19 protein-coding genes are annotated in these 23,968 nt (G+C 71.1%); 9 read left to right on the plus strand and 10 right to left on the minus strand.

What is annotated here, in order from left to right:
• Positions 1-67 precede the first annotated feature (67 nt).
• From chvE to ABKW26_RS10365, 6 genes are all read right to left on the minus strand, one after another.
• Positions 68-1,213, minus strand: coding sequence for a multiple monosaccharide ABC transporter substrate-binding protein (gene chvE / locus ABKW26_RS10340; RefSeq protein WP_348593377.1), 1,146 nt, complete (start codon positions 1,211-1,213; stop codon positions 68-70).
• 522 nt (positions 1,214-1,735) lie between these two features.
• Positions 1,736-3,247 (minus strand): L-arabinose isomerase, encoded by a 1,512-nt coding sequence (araA, locus tag ABKW26_RS10345; protein WP_348593379.1) that lies wholly within the window; start codon positions 3,245-3,247, stop codon positions 1,736-1,738.
• Between the two features lie 10 nt (positions 3,248-3,257).
• Positions 3,258-3,971: an L-ribulose-5-phosphate 4-epimerase gene (locus ABKW26_RS10350; protein WP_348593381.1), complete on the minus strand. Its 714-nt coding sequence runs from the start codon at positions 3,969-3,971 to the stop codon at positions 3,258-3,260.
• Positions 3,968-5,701, minus strand: coding sequence for a ribulokinase (araB, locus tag ABKW26_RS10355; RefSeq protein ID WP_348593383.1), 1,734 nt, complete (start codon positions 5,699-5,701; stop codon positions 3,968-3,970). The genes ABKW26_RS10350 and araB overlap by 4 nt, the downstream gene beginning before the upstream one ends.
• Before the next feature lie 238 nt (positions 5,702-5,939).
• The gene (locus ABKW26_RS10360) at positions 5,940-6,926 is read right to left on the minus strand and encodes a LacI family DNA-binding transcriptional regulator (protein ID WP_348593386.1); all 987 of its coding nucleotides are present in this window, start codon (positions 6,924-6,926) and stop codon (positions 5,940-5,942) included.
• 26 nt (positions 6,927-6,952) lie between these two features.
• Positions 6,953-7,687, minus strand: a complete 735-nt coding sequence (locus tag ABKW26_RS10365) for a hypothetical protein (RefSeq protein ID WP_348593387.1) — start codon at positions 7,685-7,687, stop codon at positions 6,953-6,955.
• Between the two features lie 267 nt (positions 7,688-7,954).
• Between ABKW26_RS10365 and ABKW26_RS10370 the strand changes: the two genes are divergently transcribed.
• Genes ABKW26_RS10370 through disA form a run of 3 tightly spaced genes read left to right on the plus strand, consistent with a single transcriptional unit; the run spans position 7,955 to position 11,441 of the window.
• Positions 7,955-8,890 (plus strand): universal stress protein, encoded by a 936-nt coding sequence (locus ABKW26_RS10370; RefSeq protein WP_348593389.1) that lies wholly within the window; start codon positions 7,955-7,957, stop codon positions 8,888-8,890.
• 49 nt (positions 8,891-8,939) lie between these two features.
• Positions 8,940-10,346 (plus strand): DNA repair protein RadA, encoded by a 1,407-nt coding sequence (gene radA, locus ABKW26_RS10375; protein WP_348593391.1) that lies wholly within the window; start codon positions 8,940-8,942, stop codon positions 10,344-10,346.
• Positions 10,347-10,355: 9 nt separating this feature from the next.
• Complete coding sequence (gene disA, locus ABKW26_RS10380) at positions 10,356-11,441, plus strand: DNA integrity scanning diadenylate cyclase DisA (protein ID WP_348593392.1); 1,086 nt, start codon at positions 10,356-10,358, stop codon at positions 11,439-11,441.
• Positions 11,442-11,457: 16 nt separating this feature from the next.
• On the opposite strand, the gene ABKW26_RS10385 is transcribed toward disA, so the two are convergent.
• Positions 11,458-12,105 (minus strand): hypothetical protein, encoded by a 648-nt coding sequence (locus ABKW26_RS10385; protein ID WP_348593394.1) that lies wholly within the window; start codon positions 12,103-12,105, stop codon positions 11,458-11,460.
• Positions 12,106-12,298: 193 nt separating this feature from the next.
• Between ABKW26_RS10385 and ABKW26_RS10390 the strand changes: the two genes are divergently transcribed.
• Both ABKW26_RS10390 and ABKW26_RS10395 read left to right on the plus strand, forming a co-directional pair.
• Positions 12,299-13,189: an A/G-specific adenine glycosylase gene (locus tag ABKW26_RS10390; protein WP_348593434.1), complete on the plus strand. Its 891-nt coding sequence runs from the start codon at positions 12,299-12,301 to the stop codon at positions 13,187-13,189.
• 40 nt (positions 13,190-13,229) lie between these two features.
• Positions 13,230-14,102, plus strand: a complete 873-nt coding sequence (locus tag ABKW26_RS10395) for a DUF3626 domain-containing protein (protein WP_348593396.1) — start codon at positions 13,230-13,232, stop codon at positions 14,100-14,102.
• 30 nt (positions 14,103-14,132) lie between these two features.
• Here the strand turns inward: ABKW26_RS10395 and ABKW26_RS10400 are convergent, their stop codons facing one another.
• Both ABKW26_RS10400 and ABKW26_RS10405 read right to left on the minus strand, forming a co-directional pair.
• Complete coding sequence (locus ABKW26_RS10400) at positions 14,133-14,660, minus strand: amino-acid N-acetyltransferase (RefSeq protein WP_348593398.1); 528 nt, start codon at positions 14,658-14,660, stop codon at positions 14,133-14,135.
• A gap of 84 nt (positions 14,661-14,744) precedes the next feature.
• Positions 14,745-15,689 carry a sugar-binding domain-containing protein gene (locus tag ABKW26_RS10405; RefSeq protein WP_348593400.1) on the minus strand — a complete coding sequence of 315 codons (945 nt, stop codon included), beginning with the start codon at positions 15,687-15,689 and terminating at the stop codon, positions 14,745-14,747.
• A gap of 154 nt (positions 15,690-15,843) precedes the next feature.
• Here ABKW26_RS10405 and ABKW26_RS10410 point away from each other — a divergent pair, with 154 nt between their 5' ends.
• The 4 genes from ABKW26_RS10410 (at position 15,844) to ABKW26_RS10425 (ending at position 21,489) form a co-directional block, all read left to right on the plus strand.
• A complete protein-coding gene (locus ABKW26_RS10410) occupies positions 15,844-17,670 on the plus strand; it encodes a glycerol-3-phosphate dehydrogenase/oxidase (RefSeq protein WP_348593402.1) in 1,827 nt (608 codons plus the stop codon).
• Between the two features lie 86 nt (positions 17,671-17,756).
• Entirely contained in the window at positions 17,757-18,491 is a 735-nt protein-coding gene (locus ABKW26_RS10415) for an MIP/aquaporin family protein (RefSeq protein ID WP_348593404.1), read from the plus strand.
• Between the two features lie 68 nt (positions 18,492-18,559).
• Positions 18,560-20,077 carry a glycerol kinase GlpK gene (glpK, locus tag ABKW26_RS10420; RefSeq protein ID WP_348593405.1) on the plus strand — a complete coding sequence of 506 codons (1,518 nt, stop codon included), beginning with the start codon at positions 18,560-18,562 and terminating at the stop codon, positions 20,075-20,077.
• 89 nt (positions 20,078-20,166) lie between these two features.
• On the plus strand, positions 20,167-21,489 hold the full coding sequence (locus ABKW26_RS10425; protein WP_348593407.1) for an alpha/beta fold hydrolase: 1,323 nt from the start codon (positions 20,167-20,169) through the stop codon (positions 21,487-21,489).
• 132 nt (positions 21,490-21,621) lie between these two features.
• On the opposite strand, the gene ABKW26_RS10430 is transcribed toward ABKW26_RS10425, so the two are convergent.
• Positions 21,622-23,871: an MMPL family transporter gene (locus ABKW26_RS10430; protein WP_348593409.1), complete on the minus strand. Its 2,250-nt coding sequence runs from the start codon at positions 23,869-23,871 to the stop codon at positions 21,622-21,624.
• Between the last annotated feature and the right edge of the window lie 97 nt (positions 23,872-23,968).

Genomic DNA, 23,968 nt, shown 5'->3' on the forward strand with positions numbered 1-23,968 from the left:
CTGCTGATGCGTTGTCGTCATGCGTCATGCATGACGGGTGCTGCCCGAGGTGCTGGTATCGGTCAGGTCACTCGGCCTGGCCGGAGGCAACCTCTGCCTCGGTCCAGTAGCCGGAGTCGACGAGGAGGGACTGGATGTCACCCTTGTAGACGATGTCCGACTCGAGGAGGTAGGACGGGACGACCTTGACGCCGTTGTCGTACGACTTCGTGTCGTTCGCCTCGGGCTCCTCGCCGGAGAGGAACGCCTCGGCGGAGATGATCGCCTGGTCGGCGAGCTTGCGGGTGTCCTTGAAGATCGTCGCGTGCTGGACGTCCTCGTTGATCAGCTTGATCGACGCGATCTCGGCGTCCTGGCCGGTGACGATCGGGAGACCCTCAGCCTGCGTGGGGCCGTAGCCGGCGTTCTGCAGCGCGGTGATGATTCCGCGGGAGATGCCGTCGTACGGGGAGAGCACGCCGTGGAGCGGCTCGGCGCCGCCGCCGTAGCTGGACGTCAGGAGGTCTTCCATGCGCTTCTGCGCCGTCTCCTGGAGCCAGCGCAGGGTTGCGATCTGCTCGATCTCCGTCTGGCCGGACTTGACGACGATCTGCCCGCCGTCGATGTACGGCTGGAGGGTGTCGATCGCGCCCTGGTAGAAGAAGTGCGCGTTGTTGTCGTCGAGCGAGCCGGCGAAGAGCTCGATGTTGAACGGGCCGGTGGCCGTGCCCGGACCCGCGGGGGTCACGAGGCCGAGGCCCGTGAGGAGCGAGGTGGCCTGCTGGACGCCGACCTGGTAGTTGTCGAACGTGACGTAGAAGTCGACGTTCTCGTTCTCGCGGATGAGGCGGTCGTAGGAGATGACCGGGATCCCCTCGGCAGCGGCCGCGTCGAGCTGGCTGCTCAGCGCGGTGCCGTCGATCGCGGCGATGATGAGGAGGTCGACGCCCTGCGTGATCATCTGGTCGATCTGCTGCTGCTGCGTCGGGATCTCGTCTCCGGCGAACTGGAGGTTGACCTCGTAGCCGGCCTCCTTGAGGCCCGCCTCGACCGCGTCGCCGTCGGCGATCCAGCGCTCGGACGTCTGCGTCGGCATCGAGACACCGACCGTGGCGTCCTCGGGGGCGACGCTCGTGTCGTCAGAGCCGCTGCCGGCTCCGCCGCCCGAGCAGGCCGTGACGGTGAGAGCCAGGGCGAATCCAGCTGCGAGAGCTGAATATTTCTTGCTGATCATCTTCTCCTCCTTGAGAGATACATGTCATGCCGTGAAAAGTCGTGTGAAACAGGTCCGCGCGGGGAACGGGGGGATCCGTGCGGTGTCGAGCTGTCGTCGACAGGTTCGACGTGCCTCTGGAGGAGGGTCGACGCGGTGCTACTGTGCCTCGCGCTGGCGACTCGTCCGGGGACGCGTCCTACTCTGCTCACTCGGACGACTTGCGTCAACTTCTTGAAGTCAAGAACTGGTTGCGATCGGATAACGGTCGCAAAGGTGGGACGAATAGTCGCGGCGACGGTGCCAGACCGGGTGAGAGGGGTCCTCCACCGTCCGTCCGAGCCCCGTCGATGTCGGATTTCACCCAGATGAAACTCTTGAGTTTTCGACTTGAACGAAACCGGACGCGTGTTTCCGGGCTCCCGGCCCCTCAGGGCCCCTGGACCTGAACCCGGACGAGCGAGAGCGTGCACCCGGCTCTCCGCCGCGCGCACGCCCTCCTCGATCGGATCCGCAGCCCTCAGACCAGGCAGTGGCTCCGGCTCAGAACCCCTGCGCCAGGCGGTAGTAGGCCTGGTTCCAGCGCAGCTCCTGCGCGAACCGGCGAGCCTCGGTGGACTCGTCGATCGTCACGAGCTCGGTGCGTGCCATGTCGGAGAAGTCCTGGAACGCCTCGAGGCCGAGAGCCGTGCTCATGACCGTGTGGTGGGCGGCGCCGGCGAGCAGCCAGGCCTCCGCGGAGACGGCGAAGCTCGGCTGCGGCTTCCACACCGCACGGGCGACGGGGAGGTTCGGCAGCTCGTGCTCGGGGGCGATGACGTCGACGACGTTGACGGTGAGGCGGAAGCGCTCGCGCATGTCGGACATCGCGACGACGACGGCCGGGCCGGCGTCCGTGTCGAAGACGAGGCGGACCGGGTCCTCCTTGCCGCCGATGCCGAGCGGGTGGATCTCGAGGCGCGGCTTGGACGTGGTGAGCGTCGGGCAGATCTCGAGCATGTGCGCGCCGAGGATCCTCTCGTCGCCGGGCGTCAGGTCGTAGGTGTAGTCCTCCATGAGCGAGGCGCCACCGGGCAGACCGTGGCCCATGACCTTCGCGGCGCGCACGAGGACGGCCGTCTTCCAGTCGCCCTCCGCGCCGAAGCCGTAGCCCTCGGCCATGAGGCGCTGGACGGCGAGCCCGGGGAGCTGGCGCAGCGAGCCGAGGTCCTCGAAGTTCGTCGTGAAGGCACCGAAGTCGCCGGACTCGAGGAAGGAACGCATGCCCGCCTCGAGGCGCGCGCCGTAGCGCAGGGAGTCGTGACGCTCCCCGCCCTTGCGGAGCTCGGGAGCGACGTCGTAGAGCTCCTCGTACTCGGCGACGAGGGCGTCGATGACGGACTCCTCGACCGCGTCCACGACGGCGACGAGGTCGTTCACGCCCCACGTGTTCACGGAGACTCCGAGGCTGATCTCGGCCTCGGTCTTGTCGCCCTCGGTGACGGCGACGTTGCGCATGTTGTCGCCGAAGCGGGCGAGGCGCAGGTTGCGGACGGCGTCGAGGCCGGCCGCGGCGCGCGTCCACGTGGCGATCTTGTCGATCACGGCGGGGTTGGACACGTGCCCGACGACCGTCTTGCGCGGCACGCCCATGCGCGTCTGGATGTACCCGAACTCACGGTCGCCGTGGGCGGCCTGGTTGAGGTTCATGAAGTCCATGTCGATGTCCGCCCAGGGCAGCTCGACGTTCGCCTGCGTGTGGAGGTGCAGGAGCGGGGTGTCGAGCGCGTCGAGGCCGCGGATCCACATCTTCGCCGGGGAGAACGTGTGCATCCAGGCGACGAGGCCGATGCACGCGGGGTCGGCGTTCGCCGCGAGGGCGAGCTCCTTGATCGCGTCCGAGTCCTTGAGGACCGGCTTCCACACGACCTTGACGGGGACGGCGTCGGCGCCGTCGATCGCCGCGGCGATCGTCTGGGACTGCTCGGCGACCTGTCGCAGCGTCTCCTCGCCGTAGAGGTTCTGGGACCCGGTGAGGAACCAGATCTCCTTGCCTTCGAGGGGGTTCTTCTTCATGTCTGGTCCTTCACTGTCCGTAGACGTTCTGGTAACGGTCGTAGAGCGAGTCGATGTGGTCCTGCGAGATGCGCGTGGGCTCCCCGAGCTGGCGCGAGATGTGCACGGTGCGCGCGACCTCCTCGACCATGACGGCGGCCTTCACGGCGGACTTGGCGTCCTTGCCGATGGTGAAGGGGCCGTGGTTGCGCATGAGGACCGCGGGCGAGCGGGACGTCGAGAGGGTGTCGACGATGCCCTTGCCGATGGAGTCGTCACCGATGAGGGCGAAGGGCCCGACCGGGACGTCCCCGCCGAACTCGTCGGCCATCATCGTCAGGACGCACGGCACCGGCTCGGCGCGCGCAGCCCAGGCCGTGGCGTAGGTGGAGTGCGTGTGCACCACTCCCCCGACGCGGTCCATGTGGCGGTAGACGTAGGCGTGCGCGGCCGTGTCCGAGGACGGTGCGCGGGTGCCGTCGACGAGGTTCCCGTCGAGGTCGCACACGACCATGGACTCCGGGGTGAGCTCGTCGTACGTCACGCCCGAGGGCTTGATGACGAAGAGGTCCGCGGTCTTCAGCCGCTGGGAGACGTTCCCTGCGGTCCAGACGACGAGCTCCCAGCGGGGCAGCTCGGCGTGCAGCCGCGCGACGAGCTCTCGGACCTGGGCGACCTCGGCGCGGACCTCGTCGGAGAAGCCGGCGAGACCGACCGGCTGGCCGGACTCCTGCGCCGCGCTCATGCGGAGGCCTCCGTGACGCCCGTGCTGGTCGCGACGGCCTTGGCCTCGCGGCGGATGGCCTTGAGGCGGTGCATGACCTCGTTGGCGCCACGGCCGAAGTAGTCGTGGATGGTCGTGTACTCGGCGAAGAGCGCGTCGTACTTCGCGACGTTCTCCGGGATCGGCGTGTACGCGGACTGCGTGCGCTTGCCCATGACCTGGGCGGCGGTCCGGACGTCCGGGTAGGCGCCTGCGGCGACGGCCGCGTGGATCGCCGAGCCGAGGGCGGGACCCTGGTCGCTCGCGATGGTCGAGAGCGGCAGGTGCGTGACGTCGGCATAGATCTGCATGAGGAGCGCGTTCTTCAGGAGACCACCCGCGACGACGAGCTCCGTGACGGGCACCCCCGAGTTCTGGAACGCCTCGACGATGGTCCGGGTGCCGAAGGCGGTCGCCTCGAGGAGCGCACGGTAGGTGTCCTCGGGCTTCGTCGCGAGGGTCTGCCCGACGACGACGCCGGAGAGCTCGTGGTCGACGAGGACCGAGCGGTTGCCCGAGTGCCAGTCGAGGGCGACGAGGCCGTGCTCACCGATCTGCTGCTTCGCGGCGAGGTCGGTGAGGTACTGGTGGACGGACTGCCCCGCGGCAGCCGCCGCGTCGACGTAGGCGGGCGGCACGGCGCTGTTGACGAACCAGCCGAAGATGTCGCCCACACCGGACTGGCCGGCCTCGTAGCCCCACAGGCCCTCGACGATGCCGCCGTCGACGACGCCGCACATCCCGGGGACGCCGTGCAGCTCTTCGCCGTTCATGACGTGGCAGGTGGAGGTGCCCATGATCGCGGTCATCTGACCGGGCTCCACGGCGTTGGCGGCGGGTGCGGTCACGTGCGCGTCGACGTTGCCGACCGCGACGGCGATGCCCTCGGGCAGCCCCGTCCAGGCGGCGGCCTCGGCCGTGAGGCGGCCCGCGACCGCGCCGAGCTGGCCGATCTCGTGCTCGACCTTGTCGGCGACGAAGCTCGCGAAGTCGGGGTTGAGCCCGGCGAGGAACTCCTCGGACGGGTACTGCCCGTCCTGGTAGATGCCCTTGTACCCGGCCGTGCAGGCGTTGCGGACGTACGTGCCCGAGAGCTGCCACACGATCCAGTCCGCGGCCTCGACCCAGTGGTCCATGCGGTCGTAGACCTCGCGGTCCTCCTCGAGGACCTGCAGGCCCTTCGCGAACTCCCACTCGGAGGAGATGAGGCCGCCGTAGCGCGCGATCCACTCTTCGCCACGGGCGTGCGCCAGCTCGTTGATGCGATCCGCCTGGCCCTGGGCCGCGTGGTGCTTCCACAGCTTGATGTACGCGTGGGGCCGGTCGCCGAAGCCGTCGAGCTCGCAGAGCGGCGTGCCGTCGGTGGTCGTGGGGACCATCGTGCACGCGGTGAAGTCCGTGCCGATGCCGATGATGTCGGCGACGTCGATGCCGTGGTCCGCCTGCGCCTGCGCGATCGCGGCCGGCACGGCGATCTTGAGGACGTCGACGTAGTCCTGGGGCACCTGGAGCGCCCACTCGGGCGGGAGCGGCACCGGGGTGCCCGACTCGGACGCCGGACCGGCCGTCAGGACATGGTCCATGACGGCGTGCGGGTACTCGTGGACGCCGGTGCCGAGCTCGGCGCCGTCGTGGACGCGGACGATCACCGCCCGGCCGGACAGTGTTCCGTAATCGACGCCGATGGTCAGGGCGCGCTGCGGGTCGGTCATTCGAAGCCCCATTGCTGCAAGGTCCGCGCGGTGGCGGACGGTGGTGGTGGTGCGCGGTGCCGGAGAGGGTGGTGCTGGAGTGGGTGGTGCTGGCGAGACCAGTGGACACCGTCATCGAGACACTGGCCAGGTTGAGTGTCCCCGCGCCCGGGACCAGCGGTGCGCCGGGCGCGGAGACACTCCATGTTAACGTTCACAACCGTTGGGCTGTCAAGGACCGCAGGTCCTCGGTCGACCGTCAGTGACGGGGCCTCCCCGTGCTCGCTCGCACCACCAGGTCCGGCGCGGAGCTCGAGTCGGCGGCCGCCCTCCCGTCGAGCGAGGCCAGGAGCGTGGCGATGATCCGCGCACCGAGGCGAGCGAAGCCCTGGCGGACGGTCGTCAGCGGTGGGATGAAGTTCGAGGCCCCCGGGATGTCGTCGAAACCCACGACGCTCACGTCGCGCGGGACCACGAGGCCTGCCTCGTGGAACGCACGCAGCAGCCCGAGCGCCAGCTGGTCGTTCGCGGCGAACACCGCCGTCGGCACACCGGTCCGCACGAGGTCCTGCCCCACCTCGAAGCCCCGCTCCGCGCTCCAGTCCCCCTCGATGGGCTCGCCGACCCGCAGGCCGAGCGCCGCCGACTCCGCGGCCCACCCGACGACCCGCGCGCGCGCGTCGAGCCAGTCCGCCGGTCCTGAGAGGTGCACCACCTCGCGATGACCGAGCTCCGCGAGGTGACGCACCGCGAGCCGCGCCCCGAGCTCCTGGTTCACCGAGACCGTCGTGACCGACTCCGGCGGGTCGGGGATCGCCGCGACCACGACGACGGGCAGCCCTTCCCCGACCGATCGCACGGCCTCGACGACGGCGGCGTGCGGCGCGATGACGACGACACCCTCCACCGCCTGGTCCATGAAGTGCTCCAGCACCTCGTGCATGGTCTCCGCGTCGACCGTCCGGAGCGTCGCGACGGACAAGAAGTACCCCGCCTCGCGCGCAGCCTCCTCGATCGCGACGAGCGTGCGCGAGGGACCGAACAGGTAGGAGCCGGTCGTCACGACGCCCAGCGTCCCGGACTTGCGCGTCACGAGCGCGCGCGCCGCGCTGTTGCGCCGGTACCCGAGCCGGGCGATCGCCTCGAGCACCCGCACACGGGTCTCCGCGCGGACGTTCGGATGGTCGTTGAGGACCCGCGAGACCGTCTGGTGGGACACACCGGCGGCACGCGCGACGTCGTTCATCCCTGGCGGACGCGAGCCCCCGGCCATCAGAAGCTGTACGCGAGGTAGAAGTTCTCGATGTCGGCAGCGGGGCCGGTCGCCTGGAGGAGCAGTGTCCCGTTGGTCCAGACGACGGTCGAGAGCGTGTCGTCGACGCCGTGGATCGAGTAGGTGCCGGCGGGCGCGCCCGCCACCGTCACCTCTCCGGAGGAGATCGGCTCCCCGGCGGCCGCGACCACCGCGGCGGCGTTCGCCGCCGCCTCTGCCGGCGTCGGCCACTGGCCCACCGTGACCGTGTAGCCCACCTCCGCGCCGTCGAGGGGGCCGGTGTACGTCGCGGTGACCGACTCGAGCGCGGCAGCAGCCGCGAACGCCTCCGACGGAGCGATCTCCGTCACGACGTACTGACGGACCGAGTCCGGCAGCGACAGGAACAGCGCGGAACCCTCGCCCCGCACGACAGGCTCGGCCACCGGCGTCGGCACGGCCCCGACGACCTCGACCGGGCTCGGCGTCGACGAGGAGCCAGGACTGTCGTCACGGTCGAGACCGAGGACGACGAGGACGACGACGACGACCGCGACCACGCCCCCGATCACCCACGGCAGCCACGGCGGACCGGGGAAGCGACGCGTCGACGCGTCGCTGCCTGCGTCGGACGCTGCGGGCTTCCTGGGCTCCGTCGAGGGCCGGCGGGGCGCCCCCGGCCCCGGCGTGCGGGAGAGCTCCGGGGTGCGGGCCGGATCGCTCGCTCGTCGACCGCGGTGGTCTTGCTCGCTCATGGTGCTCGTTTCCCCTTGTGAGGCGATGATCGTGAGAGGCCGCCAGCCTACGGCGTGCAGCCCTCCCAGCGCGGGTGCCACGTCGGTACGACGACGAGTCGTCATACCACCCACGCCACCGGACGCCCGTTCCAGGATCCCACCGGACGACCACCGCTCTCCTGTGGACAAACCTCGCAGGCAGAGGAGACTGGACATATCGCCACCGACGCGCGGCGCACGACCGAGCAGCCGCACGGCCGGCGGCCCGTCGCCAGGAGGCCTACCATGACCAGCCCGAGCGGGATCGTCGTCGGGATCGACCGATCAGCCGACTCACTCCACGCCCTCGACTGGGCATTCGACGAAGCGGTGTCCCGCGGAGTCCCGCTCACCGTCCTCCTCGTCTGGGACGCCTCGTGGATGGACGCACCGGAGGTCTCGCTCACCCAGGACACGACCGAGACGATCTTCCGGCGGATCGGCGCCCGCGAGCTCGCCAAGGTGGAGGAGATCGTCGACGCCGCACGCGAGCGCCTGGCCGAGCGTCTCCCGGCCGCCCAGGACCACGAGGTCGTCGCCGCGCAGGTCCAGGGGTCGCCCGTCGCCGCGCTCCTCGAGCACAGCGCCGACGCGGCCATGCTCGTCGTGGGACGCCGCGGCCGCGGGACGCTCGCACACCTCGTCATGGGCTCCGTGTCGACGAACGTCGTGCACCACGCGCACCGACCCGTGACCGTCGTCCCCGCGCCCCGGCACCGCGGCGCGCACCCTGCGCCCGCGGGCCGGCACGCCGACACCGACACCGTCGTGGTCGGCGTCGACGGCTCGGAGCGCTCCGTCCTCGCCCTGCGCCACGCGGCGGACTTCGCCGCGCGCCGGGACCTCACCCTCCACGCGGTCTGCTGCTGGCACGTCCCCCCGCTCGCCCCCGTCGCGGGCGGGACAGCCTGGACCCCGTCCTCCGAGGGGATGGTCGCCGAGGCCGGTGCCGCGCTCGCCCACGCAGTCGACCGAGCCGCCCTCTCCCTCCCTCCCCGACAGGTTCGACAGGTCGTCATCGACGCGTCACCCTCGAAAGGACTCATCGCCTACGCGCAGCTCGCCCGCCTGCTCGTCGTGGGCAGCCGCGGGCTCGGCGGCTTCGACCGCCTCGTGCTCGGCTCCACGAGCAGCCAGATCCTGCGGCACGCGCTCGGGCCGGTGACCGTCGTCCCCGAGTGAGAGTGGTTCGCGCGGCACGCTGTCGGTACCCCCCGGTAGCGTGCCGCGCATGGCATCCTCCCCCTCGACCACCCGCACAGCACGACCGGGCTACCGCTGCACCGAGTGCGGGTGGACCACGTCCAAGTGGGCAGGCCGCTGCGGCGAGTGCCAGGAGTGGGGCTCGGTCACCGAGGCGGCTGCCGCCACGTCGGGGCCACGGACGGTCGCCTCCGCACCGAACCGCAACGTGGCGAAGCCGATCGGCGAGATCGACGTCGACGCCGCCCAGGCGACACCCACCGGCATCTCCGAGTTCGACCGCGTCCTCGGCGGCGGGATCGTCCCCGGCGCCGTCGTGCTGCTCGCCGGCGAGCCGGGCGTGGGCAAGTCGACCCTCCTCCTCGACGTCGCGAGCACCTATGCGCGCGGGGGACGACGCGTCCTCTACATCACCGGCGAGGAGTCGGCGGGACAGGTACGCCTGCGGGCGGAGCGGATCGACGCGCTCGCACCCGGCCTCCTGCTCGCCGCCGAGACCGACCTCGGGCAGGTCCTCGGCCAGGTCGAGGCGACGCAGCCGGACCTCCTCATCGTCGACTCCGTGCAGACCATCGCGTCCGCCCAGGTCGAAGGCTCCCCGGGCGGCGTCAGCCAGGTCCGCGAGGTCGCCGCCGCCCTCATCGCCGCCGCCAAGGGGCGCAACATGCCCGTCGTCCTCGTCGGGCACGTCACCAAGGACGGGTCCGTCGCCGGTCCACGCACGCTCGAGCACCTCGTCGACGTCGTCTGCCAGTTCGAGGGCGACCGGCACTCGCGGCTCCGCATGGTCCGCGCGGTGAAGAACAGGTACGGCCCGACCGACGAGGTCGGGTGCTTCGAGCTCACCGAGGACGGCATCACCGGTCTCGCCGACCCGAGCGGCCTGTTCCTCAGCCACATCAACCTGGCCGTCCCCGGCACGTGCGTCACCGTGACCCTCGAGGGCCGGCGCCCGCTCGCGCTCGAGATCCAGGGACTCGTCGTGGCCAGCCCGCTCGCCAACCCGAGACGCACCACGAGCGGCATCGACTCCAGCCGGCTCGCGATGATCCTCGCGGTCGTGCACCGACACCTCGGCGCCCGGCTCTCCGACGCCGACGTCTACGTGTCGACCATCGGGGGCGCGCGCGTCACCGAGCCCGCCGCCGACCTCGCGATCGCGCTCGCCGTGCTCAGCGCCGTGGAGAACAAGTCCATGCCGGTCGGGACGATCGCCATCGGCGAGGTCGGCCTGGCCGGAGAGCTGCGAGCGGTCACCGGCCTCTCGAGGCGACTGAGCGAGGCCGCGCGCCTCGGCTTCACGCGCGCAGTCGTGCCGGCCGGCACCAGTGGTCCCGCACCGGCGGGGATGACGCTCCTGCCTGCGGCGAACCTTGCAGAAGCCGTGCAACGCACGCACCAGGTATTCACTGGATCAACCGCCGGCGACGCGTAGGATTCGCTCGTGGCCAACTCCCCCGCGCACATCGACGAACTCCTCCGCGAGACCCTGGCCGCCGTGGCCCCGGGCACCGAGCTCCGTGACGGGCTCGAACGCATCCTCCGCGGTCGCACCGGCGCGCTCATCGTGCTCGGCTTCGACACCACCGTCGAGACCATCAGCTCCGGCGGCTTCGTGCTGGACGTCGAGTTCTCCGCGACCCGCCTGCGGGAGCTCGCGAAGATGGATGGCGCCGTCGTCCTCGACCGCGAGGCGGACCGGATCCTCCGAGCGGCCGTACAGCTCCTCCCGGACCCCCTCATCGAGACGACCGAGTCCGGGACCCGCCACCGCACCGCAGAGCGCGTCGCGAAGCAGACCGGCTTCCCCGTCATCTCCGTCAGCCAGTCGATGCGCATCGTCGCGCTCTACGTCGGCGGCTCGCGGTACGTCCTCGAGGACTCCGACACCGTGCTGTCCCGCGCCAACCAGGCGCTCGCGACGCTCGAGCGCTACAAGGCCCGCCTCGACGAGGTGAGCGGCACGCTGTCCGCCCTCGAGATCGAGGACCTCGTGACCGTGCGCGACGTCTGCGCCGTCGTCCAGCGGCTCGAGATGGTCGGTCGCATCGCCGAGGAGATCGCCGGCTACGTCGTCGAGCTCGGCGCCGACGGGCGCCTCCTCGCCCTCCAGTTCGACGAGCTCATCGGTGGCCTCGGCTCCGACCGCGAGTTCGTCATCCGCGACTACGTCGAGGTCGCACGCAAGGACCGTTCCGTCGCCGACGTCCTCGCGAGCCTCGGCGAGCTCGACTCGACCGAGCTCCTCGACCTCACGCTCATCGGCAGGGTGCTCGGGCTGCCCGGCGGCGGCGAGGCGCTCGACGCCGCGGTCGCCCCGCACGGGTACCGCCTCCTCGCGAAGGTCCCGCGACTGCCGGACCCGATCGTCGAGCGCCTCGTCACCCACTTCGGCGGGCTGCAGAAGCTCCTCGCCGCGACGATCGAGGACCTCATGTCCGTCGACGGTGTCGGCGAGCAGCGTGCCCGTGCCGTGCGCGAAGGCCTCTCCCGGCTCGCCGAGTCCAGCATCCTCGAGCGGTACGTCTAGCCCACCGCGCGCACGCTCACCCGAGCGTGAACACGACCGGGGCCGACGCCAGCCCCGGAGCGTTGACCACAGCCTGGTAGGTTCCCGCACCCGGTGCCGGCAGGTCGGCGGCACACCCCGGCGCCGAGCGCTGCGTCGCCCAGGCGACGGCCTCGACGTCCTGGTTCCCCGGCGCGAGAAGGAGCAACCGCGACCCGGCCGTGTCACAGTCGGCACTCGACCAGATCCGGTCGGAGCCCGAGGTGACGAGCACCTCACGGCTGACGAGCCCGGCGTCGATCGTGCACGGGTTCACGCCCGTGTGGACGATGGTCACCTGGAACGTGGCCGTGCCCCCGAGCGGATAGCTCGTCGCGTCGGGCGCGAGCGTCAGCTGCACGTCCGCAGGTGTGCAGTCCACCGGGACGTACGCGCCGGTCTCTTCCGGGGTCGGCTCTCCCTCGACGACCTCGTCCGCCTCGAACAGGCCACCGACCCAGCCCGCGAGCGCCCGGACGCCGAGGACGATCCCGACGATCACCCCGGCGAGCAGCGCGAGGACGATGATCCAGCGCACGAGGAAGGTCCTGCGGCTCGGCCGTGGTCGGTCGGCGGGCCGCGGAGCCGGTCGGCCGCTGCCTCGCCCCGCGGGCTGTCGTGGGCGTCCGGTGCTCTCGCGTTCCATGCGTCCATCCTCGTCTACCCGGACTGATCGGACACTCCACGGCACGCCGGGACCGCGCCGTGCTGCCGGCTGAGGCGACAATAGTGCGGTGCATCCCGCTCGTGCGACCCCTGCCGTCCCCTCGGTCCCCTCGATCCCCTCGATCCCAGCCCCCGTCGCTCGTGAGGCGTCCGCAGCGCAGACCGTGCGCGCGATGCAGGAGACGCTCGCCGAGTGGTTCGCACGGACCGCCCGAGAGCTGCCGTGGCGCGCTGCAGACCGGACCCCGTGGGGTGTGCTCGTCAGCGAGGTCATGGCGCAGCAGACGCCGGTCGCCCGGGTGGCGCCTCTGTGGACTGCATGGATGGAGCGCTGGCCGACGCCCTCGGACGTCGCCGAGGCGCCGACCGCCGACATCCTGCGCGCGTGGGGCACCCTCGGCTATCCGCGGCGTGCGCTGCGCCTTCAGGACTGCGCACGCGCGATCGTGGAACGCCACGACGGGGTGGTTCCCGAGGACGAGCCGTCCCTGCTCGCGCTCCCGGGAGTCGGGACGTACACCGCGGCAGCGGTCGTGGCGTTCGCCTTCGGCCGACGGTCCGTGGTCGTCGACACCAACGTGCGCCGCGTCCTCGCACGGACTCTCGGCGGCGAGGCGCTGCCCGCGCCGTCGCTCACGGCGGCGGAGATGGCGCGGGCGGCGACGGTCCTCCCGTCGGGGGACGCTGACGCGGCGAGGTGGGCGGCGTCGTCGATGGAGCTCGGCGCCGTGGTGTGCACGGCGCGCGCACCACGGTGCGACGCCTGCCCGGTGACGTGGGCCTGCGCGTGGCGCGCGGCGGGCTACCCGCCGGACGAGCACGGGGCGCGGAGGAGGACGCAGGGCTGGGCGGGGACGGACCGGCAGGTCCGCGGCAAGGTCATGGCCGTCCTGCGAGAGGCGCACGGTCGGGTAGGGAGCGGGCAGGACGAGCACGGTCGGGTGGCCCGTGCTGAGGTCGCGCTCGTGTGGCCCGACGCGGGTCAGCTCGACCGCTGCGTCGCCGGTCTCGTGGAGGACGGCCTCGTCGAGCAGACGGGCGACGAGCTGCACCTGCCGGGCTGATCCGCGTCGGTGGGCCACGTCTGCTGGCAGAGTGGTCGCCGTGGCAGAACGAGAGATCGCGGAGACCCCCGCGCCGCAGAGCCCGGTACCGCAGAGCCCGTGGCGTCGCGCGATGCTGCACGTGCGCGGGCTGGTCGCCGGCCCGCCGCTCGAGCCGGGCCTCGATGTGACCTTGCACCTCCATCCGGACCGGCCTGTGGGCGAGGTGCTGCTCCTGCACCACCTCGTGCGCGACGGCGAGTACCGCTCGCAGTTCGAGACGGGCTCGAGCAACGGCGGGCTGACCGCGCACCCGGGTGGGGACAGGTGGCGGTGGGAGCAGGCGATGTTCGCCGGCGCGTACGACGACGCCCCCGCGGCGCAGCGGCCGAAGTACGGTTCGCTCAACCATCGTCGCCGCCAGGCGGGCGGGTCGGTCCGGTTCGGGTCGTCGCACCTGCGGCTCGCACCGCACGTGCTCGCTCGGACGACCTTCTGCTTCCCGGACAGCTCGATGGCACCGACGACGTTCGGCACGGCCGAGCACATGCCGCTCGTGGGCCTCGCGGACGCCGCGGACGTCGACGTGCTCGACGACTATGTCGAGGCGCACGTCCACGGAGCCTTGCGGCTCAACCGGGACATCGCGGCCCTGGTGCTCGATCCGAGCTTTCGTGGGACCGCGGTCGAGGACGCTGCAGGCGCGCTGCCCTTCCCCGTGGAGTGGCACCACGGTTTCGTGCTGTCGGTCGACGAGCTCGCGGCGCACGCGGCGTACCGGGGGCCAGAGGTGGTGGCGGTGGGCCGGGAGGTCGCTCAGGACGGCGTGCTCGACGCCCGGGTGATCGGGGAGGCGGTGCGCGCCGGCGGTCACGACCCGCAGGCGCTCAAGCGGTTGTGGCACTGCACGGCGCGGTTCGGTCGGCCCGCGTGACTGGCAGTGCGTGCGCGAGCGTCTGGTGCGTCAGAGGTCGAGGAGCATGCGCGTGTTGCCGAGGGTGTTGGGCTTGACGCGGGCGAGGTCGAGGAACTCGGCGATGCCGTCGTCGTGGGAGCGGAGGAGCTCGGCGTAGACGGTCGGGTCGACGGGGGTCCCCTCGATGACACGGAAGCCGTGCCGGAGGAAGAAGTCGACCTCGAAGGTGAGGCAGAACACGCGTCGGAGGCCGAGCTCGCGGGCCCGGTCGACGAGCTGGGTGACGATCGCGTGCCCGACCCCGGCTCCGAGGTGACCGTGCTCGACGGCGACGGTGCGGATCTCGGCGAGGTCCTCCCACATGATGTGCAGCGCGCCGCAGCCGATGACCTCCCGCGCCTGGGGGTCTGGGGCCTCGGCGACGACGAACTCCTGGACTGCCTCGTAGTAGGCGACCGCCTCCTTGGCGATGAGGATGCGCTGTGCGGCGTACGGCTCGACGAGGGTGCGGATGCTGCGGACGTCTCGGGGCAGAGCGGGGCGCAGGGTGTACGGAGGGCTCGGGGCGAGGGTCACTCGCCCAACGTAACGTATATGCACTTGACTGCATATCTTCTCAGGCCGGGGTTCACCCGCGGTGCGCCGACCGGCCAGGTCGCCTCACGCCAGGAGGCGGTTGGCCGTCTGCTCGTCGACGACAAGATGGGTGACCGCTCCGGCGCGCAGGGCGGCACGCAGCGGGACCACCTTGTTGTCGCCCGCCACAGCGCACACACGTCTCGGTATCGCCCGGAGCTGCGCCGGCGCCGGCCCGGTGGCCCGGGCGTTGAGCGCGATGTCGCTGTACGTGCCGTCCCCGCGGAGGAAGACGGTGCAGACATCACCGACCACGCCCTCCGCGTCGAGAGTCGCCACGTCTTCCGGCTCGAGGTACCCGGCCGAGTACACGTGGCTGGGCAGGCCGCCCGAGAGCGCACCGACGGAGAAGAGGGCGATGTCTGCCCGTCGCTGGACCTCGAGGACCCGCTGGACGGACCTCTCGCGCCACATCGCCTCCTTCGTCTCGGCGTAGTCGAAGAACGCCGGCACTGGGAAATAGTGCACGTGGGCGTCGAACGCCCGGCCGAACCCGGCGATGAGGTCGCTCGCGTACTCGACCCCGCTGGTGCGCATGTTGGCTGCCCCGTTGAGCTGGACGACCGCGCTCCCGCGGGTGGGCTTGCGCGGCAGGTGCCGGGTGATCGCACCGAGCGTCGTGCCCCAGGCGAGCGCGAGGACCATCTCCGACTCGAACCAGGTGCCGATGAGCCGGGCCGTCGTCAGGGCGACCTGGTCGAGGCGCTCGTCGTGCGGCGCCGAGTCGGTGACCGGGACCACATAGGCCTCGATCCCATACATCTCGCGGATCCGCTGGCCCAGGCCCGGCGCGCGGGAGCGCGTGGGTCGGAGGTTGATCTCGACGAGCCCCGTCTCGCGGGCGTGCTTGACGAGCCGGGACACGGTGGAGCGGGACGTGCCGAGCTGCTTGGCGATGGTCTCCATCTTCATGTCCTGGAGGTAGTACATCGAGGCCGCCCGCAGGACGTCCTGTTCTCGTGAGTCCATGGGCTGCTCGTCTCGGTCGAGGGTGTGACGTCCCGGAGCACATGGTGCACACCGGGACGATCCGCCCTGGCGTGCACGTTTGTGCAGCCAGGTTGCGCGAACGTTCTGACAGTGTGACGTTTGATCCTGACACCACGCGAGTCGAAAGGTCCACATGTCCACCTCCGGAACAACTTCCAGGCTCACCCCGCAGTCCCGAGCACAGTCGCTCGACGCCCTGCGCGCGAGCGCCGACGGCGAACCGTTCGACGTCCTCGTCATCGGCGGCGGCGTCACCGGTGCGGGCATCGCGCTCGACTCCGTGACGCGCGGCCTGACGACCGCCATCGTCGAAGGACAGGACTGGGCGTCCGGGACGTCGAGCCGCTCGAGCAAGCTCGTCCACGGCGGGCTGCGCTACCTCCAGATGCTCGACTTCCACCTCGTCCACGAGGCCCTCACCGAGCGCGACCTCCTCATCAACAAGCTCGCCCCCCACCTCGTCAAGCCCGTGTCCTTCCTCTACCCCCTCGAGCACCGCGTCTGGGAGCGCGGCTACGTCGGCGCAGGCGTCATGCTCTACGACACGCTCGCCAGCCTCGCACCGGGCAAGCGCGCCCTGCCGTTCCACCGGCACGTCACCCGCAAGGGCCTGAACCGCCTCTTCCCAGACCTGCGCCACGACGCCGCCGTCGGAGCCCTCCGCTACTGGGACGCGTCCGTCGACGACGCCCGCCTCGTCTCCACCCTCGTGCGCACCGCCGCGTCCTACGGGGCGCACGCGGCCAGCCGCACCCAGGTCGTCGAGCTCACCAAGGACGCCTCGGGCCGGGTCGACGGCGCGGTCCTCGCCGACCTCGAGACCGGTGACCACCTGCGCGTCAAGGCGCGCAACGTCATCAACGCCACGGGCGTCTGGACCGAGCAGACCGAGTCGCTCGCCGGCGGCACGGGCGGCCTGCGTGTCCTCGCCTCCAAGGGCGTCCACATCGTCGTTCCGCGCGAGCGCATCAAGGGCACCGTCGGTCTGATCCTCCAGACCGAGAAGAGCGTCCTGTTCGTCATCCCGTGGTCCCGCTACTGGGTCATCGGCACCACCGACACCCCGTGGACGCAGGACCTCCAGCACCCCGTGGCGACCTCGGCGGACATCGACTACGTCCTCGAGCACGCGAACGCCGTCCTCGCCGACCCGCTCACGCGCGAGGACATCATCGGCACATGGGCCGGGCTGCGCCCGCTCCTCCAGCCGGGCACCAAGGAAGGGACGTCGTCGGCCAAGGTCTCTCGCGAGCACACCGTCGCCTCCCCCACGCCGGGCCTCACCGTCATCGCCGGTGGAAAGCTCACGACCTACCGCGTCATGGCCGAGGACGCGGTCGACTTCGCGCTCGGCGAGGGCGCCAAGGCACGCCCGTCGATCACGTCGAAGGTGCCGCTGCTCGGCGCCGTCGGGCTCGACGTCCAGCAGAACTGGGGACGCCGGCACGCGGCGACCTACGGCTGGACGCCCGCGCTCGTCGACCACCTGCTGCACCGGTACGGCTCGCTGCTCTCCGACATCGTCGAGCTGTGCGAGAACGACCCAGGCATGGCCACACCCCTCGAGCACGCCCCGGCCTACCTCCGCGCGGAGATCGCGTACGCGGTGAGCCACGAGGGCGTGCTGCACCTCGAGGACATCCTCCTGCACCGCACCCGCCTCAACTACGAGGTCCCCGACCGCGGCGTCGGGGCGCTCGAGGAGATCTCGCACATCGCGGCGCAGGGCCTCGGCTGGGACGAGGAGACCCGGCTCGCCGAGGTCGCCGCGTACACCGACCGTGCGCGGGCCGAGGAGCAGGCCGAGCTCGAGCCCGACGACGCGACCGCCGAGCGGGTGCGCCTCTCGGCCGCCGACGTGTCACCGCTGACCGAGCTTCCGTCCGGACACGTCGAGGGAGGCCTCAAGCCCGGTTCGCCCGCCGGGTCTCACGGTGCCGCAGGCCCCGCCGGGACCTGAGCCGGCCCACCTGAAGATTCCCGGGGACGAAGGCGTCCCCGGGAGGGAATGACAACGCAGTCCACCCCCACACAGTTAGGACCACGATGGACGTCTCCATTGGCCAAGTCTTCATCTCCGAGGTCGTCGGCACCGCGATCCTCCTCCTCCTCGGCGTCGGCGTCGTCGCCAACGTCGTCCTCCCCAAGAACAAGGGCTTCTCGAGCGGATGGATCGTCATCTCGTTCGGATGGGGCCTCGGCGTGTTCGCCGGTGTCTTCGCCGCCTGGCGGTCCGGAGCCCACCTCAACCCCGCCGTGACCTTCGGCATCATCGCGAACGGGCAGGACGAGTTCGTCCCCGGGGTCGACGTCAACGTCACGAACACCCTCGTGTACCTCGGCGGTGAGATGGTCGGTGCGTTCCTCGGAGCCGTCCTCGCCTTCGCCGCGTACAAGAAGCACTTCGACGAGGAAGCCCCGGCGGGCGACAAGCTCGCCGTGTTCTCGACCGGGCCGGCGATCCGCTCCTACGGCTGGAACTTCGTCACCGAGGTCATCGGCACGTTCGTCCTCGTCTTCATCATCCTGCAGTTCGGCAACACTCCCTCCGAGCTCGGACCGCTGGCCGTCGCGCTCCTCGTCGTGGGCATCGGCCTGAGCCTCGGCGGACCCACCGGGTACGCCATCAACCCGGCACGTGACCTCGGCCCACGCATCGCCCACGCCCTCCTCCCCATCAAGGGCAAGGGTTCGAGCGACTGGTCCTACGCGTGGGTGCCGATCGTCGGTCCCATCGTCGGTGGCGTCCTCGCAGGTCTGGCCGCCACTGCCCTCGCCTGAACCACCCCCTGCTCCACCTCACGCCCCACCCCTTGCTCACGACCACAACGACGTGAAGGAATGACACGATGACTGCCAACTACGTCCTCGCCATCGACCAGGGAACCACGAGCTCCCGCGCCATCGTCTTCACCCACGAAGGCACCATCCACTCCGTAGGCCAGCTCGAGCACGACCAGATCTTCCCCCGCGCCGGCTGGGTGGAGCACAACCCGGACCAGATCTGGAGCAACGTCCGCGAGGCTGTCGGGCTCGCCCTCACCCGAGGGAACCTCACCCACCAGGACATCGCCGCCGTCGGCATCACGAACCAGCGTGAGACCGCGGTCGTGTGGGACCGCACGACAGGCGCGCCCGTCTACAACGCCATCGTCTGGCAGGACACGCGGACGCAGAAGATCGTCGACGAGCTCGGCGGGGCAGAGGGCGCCGAGAAGTACAAGGCCCGCGTCGGCCTCCCGCTCGCGACGTACTTCTCAGGGCCCAAGGTCAAGTGGATCCTCGACAACGTCGAGGGCGCACGGGAGGCTGCCGAGCGCGGCGACCTCATGTTCGGCAACACCGACACGTGGGTCCTGTGGAACATGACCGGTGGCCCCGACGGCGGCGTGCACGTCACCGACGTCACCAACGCGTCGCGCACCATGCTCATGAACATCGACACCCTCACGTGGAACGAGGACATCGCAGCGGACATGACGATCCCGATGTCGATGCTTCCCGAGATCCGTTCCTCCTCCGAGGTCTACGGGAAGGGCCGCCAGCGCGGGATGCTCCCCGGTGTGCCGATCGCCGGGATCCTCGGCGACCAGCAGGCCGCGACCTTCGGACAGGCGTGCTTCGAGGTCGGCACCGCCAAGAACACCTACGGCACCGGCAACTTCATGCTCCTCAACACGGGCACGGAGCCCATCGCGTCGAAGAACGGCCTCCTCACCACCGTCTGCTACAAGATCGGCGACGCACCCCAGGTCTACGCGCTCGAGGGCTCGATCGCCGTCACCGGCTCGCTCATCCAGTGGCTCCGGGACAACCTCGGCATGTTCGAGGACGCACCGGACGTCGAGTACTACGCGAGCAAGGTCGACGACAACGGCGGCGCCTACTTCGTCCCCGCGTTCTCCGGCCTGTTCGCGCCGCACTGGCGACCGGACGCCCGCGGGGCGCTCGTCGGGCTCACGCGCTTCGTCAACAAGAACCACATCGCGCGCGCCGCACTCGAGGCGACGGCCTTCCAGACGCGCGAGGTGCTCGACGCCATGAACGCCGACTCCGGCGTCGACCTCACCGAGCTCAAGGTCGACGGCGGCATGGTCGCCAACGAGCTCCTCATGCAGTTCCAGGCCGACCAGCTCGGCGTCCCGGTCATCCGTCCGAAGGTCGCCGAGACCACCGCGCTCGGTGCGGCCTACGCCGCCGGGATCGCCGTCGGGTTCTGGAACGGCGAGCAGGACGTCCGCGACAACTGGGCCGAGGGCAAGCGCTGGACGCCCGACGTCGACGCAGCCGAGCGTGACCGCCAGTACCGCCTGTGGAAGAAGGCCGTGACGAAGACGCTCGACTGGGTGGACGACGACGTCGTCTGAGCCTCTGGCGCGAGAGAGGGCCCCTGCTGACCACCTGGTCGGCAGGGGCCCTCTCTCGTCCGGGACAGTTCGTCCGGGACAATGGCGGGATGAGTACCGCAGCCTCCACCACGACCTCGACCGTGAGCTACACCGTGCCCGGGATGCACGTCACCGATCGCGAGGTGGCCGTCCCGCTCGACTGGTCCGACCCGTCCGGCGCCCGGACCCTCACCCTGTTCGTCCGCGAGCTCGTGGCCCCGGCGAGGCGGCACGAGGACCTCCCGCTGCTCGTCTTCCTCCAGGGTGGGCCGGGCGGCAAGGGGCCGCGCCCGACGGGGCCGGACGGCTGGGTCGGGCAGATGCTCGCCACGCACCGGGTGGTGCTCCTCGACCAGCGCGGGACGGGTCGATCGTCCGCGGTCCGCGGCGCGCACATGGCAGCGCTCGGTTCCCCCGCCGAGCAGGCCGAGTTCCTGACCCGCTTCCGTGCAGACTCGATCGTCGCCGATGCCGAGCACGTGCGCCGGAGCGTGTACGGCGGGCGGCGCTGGGAGTCGCTCGGCCAGTCCTACGGCGGGTTCATCACCCTGACCTACCTGTCTCAGGCACCGCTCGGGCTCGCCGCGTGCTACGTCACGGGCGGGCTCCCGAGCATCCGCCCCGACGCCCACGAGGTGTACCGGCGCACGTACCCCCGCACGGAGGCGAAGAACGCTCGCTTCCGCAACCGCTTCCCGCACGACGCGGACCGGCTCGCGACCGTCGCCGACAGGATCGAGGCCGGTGACGTGCACCTGCCCGACGGCGACCTGCTCACCGTCCGACGCCTGCAGACCCTCGGAGCGGACTTCGGCATGAAGCACGGCTTCGAGCGGGTGCACTGGGCGCTCGACGAGGCGTTCGACCCGGGCTCGGACGACCTCTCGGACACGTTCCTCGCGCACGTGGAGGCGGAGACGTCCTACCGGGCGAACCCGCTCTACGCGGTGCTGCAGGAGGCCATCTACGCGTCGGGCACGGCGACGACGGGCTGGGCCGCCGAGGCCGTCCGTGCCGAGCACCCCGCGTTCGCACCCGCCGCCCGCCCGCTCCTGCTCACGGGCGAGATGATCTATCCCTGGATGTTCGAGGAGATGTCGGCCCTTCGCCCGTTCCGGGCAGCCACCGAGGAGCTGCACCGGCGTGGCGAGTGGTCGGAGCTCTACGACCTCGACGTGCTCGCCGCGAACGACGTCCCGGTCGCGGCCGCCGTCTACCACGACGACATGTTCGTCCCCGCGGACCTCTCGCTGGAGACCGCGGCCCACGTCGGGAACACCTACGCGTGGGTGACGAACGAGCACGAGCACGACGGCCTGCGCGTCGGCGACGCGCTGCGCCACCTCACCGACCACGTGACGTCGACGGGCGGGCCGCTCCGCGACGCCTGACGGCAGGCCGGTCCCGGGGCTGGTGGCCCGGCCCCACCGGCTCCCGAAGCAGACGAGGCGTGCCCTTGCGGACCGGACGTGCTCCGAAGAGCACGATCCGTCCGCAAGAGCACGCCCCGTCTGGGCGACCGGTCAGCGGGCGACCGGTACCGCCTGCTCCACGACGACCGGGGCGCGGCCCGAGCGCTCGAGCGACGAGCCCTCGATGTCGACGTTCGGAAGGATCTTGTCGAGCCAGCGCGGGAGCCACCAGGCGCTCTTGCCGAGCAGCGCCATGGCTGCGGGGATCATGGTCATCCGCACGATGAGCGCGTCGAACGCGATACCGACGCCCATCGCGAAGGCGATCGGGCCGATGGTCGTGTTGCCGGAGAACACGAAGCTCGCGAAGACGGCGATCATGATGAGCGCGGCCGCGAGCACGACGCGTGCTCCGTGTGCGTAGCCGGACCGGACAGCGGCCAGCGGCTCGGCACCGTGGACGTAGTCCTCACGCATGCGCGAGACGAGGAACACCTGGTAGTCCATCGCGAGGCCGAAGAGCACGCCGACGAGCAGCACGGGCATGAAGCTCAGCAGGGGCGCCGGGGTCGCGACGAAGAACACGTCCGCCAGCCAGCCCCACTGGTAGACGGCGGTCGTCGCGCCGAAGGCCGCGGCGACGGTGAGCAGGAATCCGAGCACCGCGGTCACCGGGACGAGGATCGAGCGGAACGCGACGAGCAGCAGGACGATCGCGAGCCCGACGACGATCGCGAGGAAGAGCGGCAGCGCGTCCGCGAGCTTCTCCGTGACGTCGATGTTCGCCGCGGCGGCGCCGGTGACCCAGATGTCCGCCCCGGTGCTCGCCTCGAGGTCGCCACGCAGCGCACGGATGTCGTGGACCACGTCGGCCGTCTCCTCGGCGTTCGGCCCGGTGGCCGGCATGACGAGGATGAGCGCGGCGTTCGCGTCCTCCATCCCGTTCGGCGTGGGCGGCGCGACGAAGGCGACGTTGTCGACGCCCGCGACGGCCTCGGCCACCGCGGTCGCGCCCTCGAGGAGACCCTCGGGGTTCTCGGCCCCGTCGACGAGCACGACGAGCGGACCGTTGATCCCGGCGCCGAAGCCCTCAGCGAGCATGTCGTAGGCCTGGCGGGCGCTCGACTCGGCGGGCTCCTGACCGGCGTCGGGCAGCCCGAGGCGCATGGAGAGCGCGGGGACGGCGATGATCCCGAGCACGACGGTGGCGCCGACGAGCGTGACGATCGGTCGGCTCGTGACGAACGTGCCCCAGCGGTTCTCGGCGCGCTGCGAGCGCTCGGCGCTGCGGGCCGCGCGACCGCGCGGGACGAGACGCGTGCCGGCGAAGCCCATGAGCGCGGGCAGGAGCGTGATGGCGATGAGGACGGCGACCGCGACGGTGCCCGCGGCGGCGAAGCCCATGACGGCGAGGAAGGGGACGCCGGTGACGAAGAGTGCGGCGAGAGCGATGACCACCGTGGCGCCGGCGAAGACGATCGCGCTGCCGGCCGTGCCGACGGCGCGGCCTGCCGACTCGGCGGGGTCGACGCCCTCGGCGAGCTGCTGGCGGTGCCGGGAGAGGAGGAAGAGGGCGTAGTCGATGCCGACGGCGAGGCCGAGCATGAGCCCGAGCGTGAGGGTCGCCGACGAGATCTCGACGACGGCCGAGAGGCTGAGGACTCCACCGACGCCGGTGGCGACACCGAGGAGGGCCGTGAGGATCGGCATGCCTGCGGCGAGGAGGGACCCGAAGGTCACGAAGAGCACGACGAGCGCGACGAGCACGCCGACGGCCTCGGCGCCGGAGATGAGGTGGAGGGGCTCGGTGAAGGGGCCGCCGGTCAGTGCGACGGTGTGGCCGGACTCCTCGAGCGTCGTCTCGACGTCGTCGATGGCGTCGAGCGTGGCCTGGGGGACGTCGTCGGTCGGGACCGTGAAGGTGATGTCGGCGTAGAGGGTCGAGCCGTCGGGCGAGACGGTCTGGGTCTCGGCAGGGTTCGAGACGGTGTCGACGTCGGCTTCGCCTGCAAGCACGGCGATGGGCTCGACAGCAGCTTGGAAGGTGGCCGGGTCGAGGAAGCTCTGACCCTCGGGTGCCTGGACGACGACGCGCGAGCTGGCCGGGGTGCCTTCGGTGCTCGCCTCGGCTCCGGCGCCCGTCCCGGCGCCGACGCCGGTGGCGGCGTCACCGAAGCGGTCCTCGAGGATCTCCTGTGCCGTGGCGGACTCGGTGCCGGGGATGGTCAGCGCCTCGGTCATCTTCAGGCCGGAGGCGACGGCTGCGCCGCCGATCGCGGCGACGGCCACGAGCCAGATGATGAGGACGGTCCAGCGGCGCGTGAACGAGAAGCGTCCGACGCGGTAGAGGAACGAGGCCATGAGGGTCCTTCGGGTCGGCCGGGGTCTCCGGTGGACGGGGTCGACGGCGGGTGCCGCACGTGCCGCGCCTCGTTGCACGCACGGTGTCAGATTAAGC

Origin of the sequence: Sanguibacter sp. 25GB23B1, from assembly GCF_040012415.1 — a bacterium.
Lineage (GTDB): Bacteria > Actinomycetota > Actinomycetes > Actinomycetales > Cellulomonadaceae > Sanguibacter.

Coding starts and splice junctions, on each gene's coding strand:
- chvE (WP_348593377.1), bottom strand. CDS start 1,213: ATGATCAGCAAGAAATATTCAGCTCTCGCAGCTGGATTCGCCCTGGCT.
- araA (WP_348593379.1), bottom strand. CDS start 3,247: ATGAAGAAGAACCCCCTCGAAGGCAAGGAGATCTGGTTCCTCACCGGG.
- ABKW26_RS10350 (WP_348593381.1), bottom strand. CDS start 3,971: ATGAGCGCGGCGCAGGAGTCCGGCCAGCCGGTCGGTCTCGCCGGCTTC.
- araB (WP_348593383.1), bottom strand. CDS start 5,701: ATGACCGACCCGCAGCGCGCCCTGACCATCGGCGTCGATTACGGAACA.
- ABKW26_RS10360 (WP_348593386.1), bottom strand. CDS start 6,926: ATGAACGACGTCGCGCGTGCCGCCGGTGTGTCCCACCAGACGGTCTCG.
- ABKW26_RS10365 (WP_348593387.1), bottom strand. CDS start 7,687: ATGAGCGAGCAAGACCACCGCGGTCGACGAGCGAGCGATCCGGCCCGC.
- ABKW26_RS10370 (WP_348593389.1), top strand. CDS start 7,955: ATGACCAGCCCGAGCGGGATCGTCGTCGGGATCGACCGATCAGCCGAC.
- radA (WP_348593391.1), top strand. CDS start 8,940: ATGGCATCCTCCCCCTCGACCACCCGCACAGCACGACCGGGCTACCGC.
- ABKW26_RS10385 (WP_348593394.1), bottom strand. CDS start 12,105: ATGGAACGCGAGAGCACCGGACGCCCACGACAGCCCGCGGGGCGAGGC.
- ABKW26_RS10390 (WP_348593434.1), top strand. CDS start 12,299: ATGCAGGAGACGCTCGCCGAGTGGTTCGCACGGACCGCCCGAGAGCTG.
- ABKW26_RS10405 (WP_348593400.1), bottom strand. CDS start 15,689: ATGGACTCACGAGAACAGGACGTCCTGCGGGCGGCCTCGATGTACTAC.
- ABKW26_RS10410 (WP_348593402.1), top strand. CDS start 15,844: ATGTCCACCTCCGGAACAACTTCCAGGCTCACCCCGCAGTCCCGAGCA.
- ABKW26_RS10415 (WP_348593404.1), top strand. CDS start 17,757: ATGGACGTCTCCATTGGCCAAGTCTTCATCTCCGAGGTCGTCGGCACC.
- glpK (WP_348593405.1), top strand. CDS start 18,560: ATGACTGCCAACTACGTCCTCGCCATCGACCAGGGAACCACGAGCTCC.
- ABKW26_RS10425 (WP_348593407.1), top strand. CDS start 20,167: ATGAGTACCGCAGCCTCCACCACGACCTCGACCGTGAGCTACACCGTG.
- ABKW26_RS10430 (WP_348593409.1), bottom strand. CDS start 23,871: ATGGCCTCGTTCCTCTACCGCGTCGGACGCTTCTCGTTCACGCGCCGC.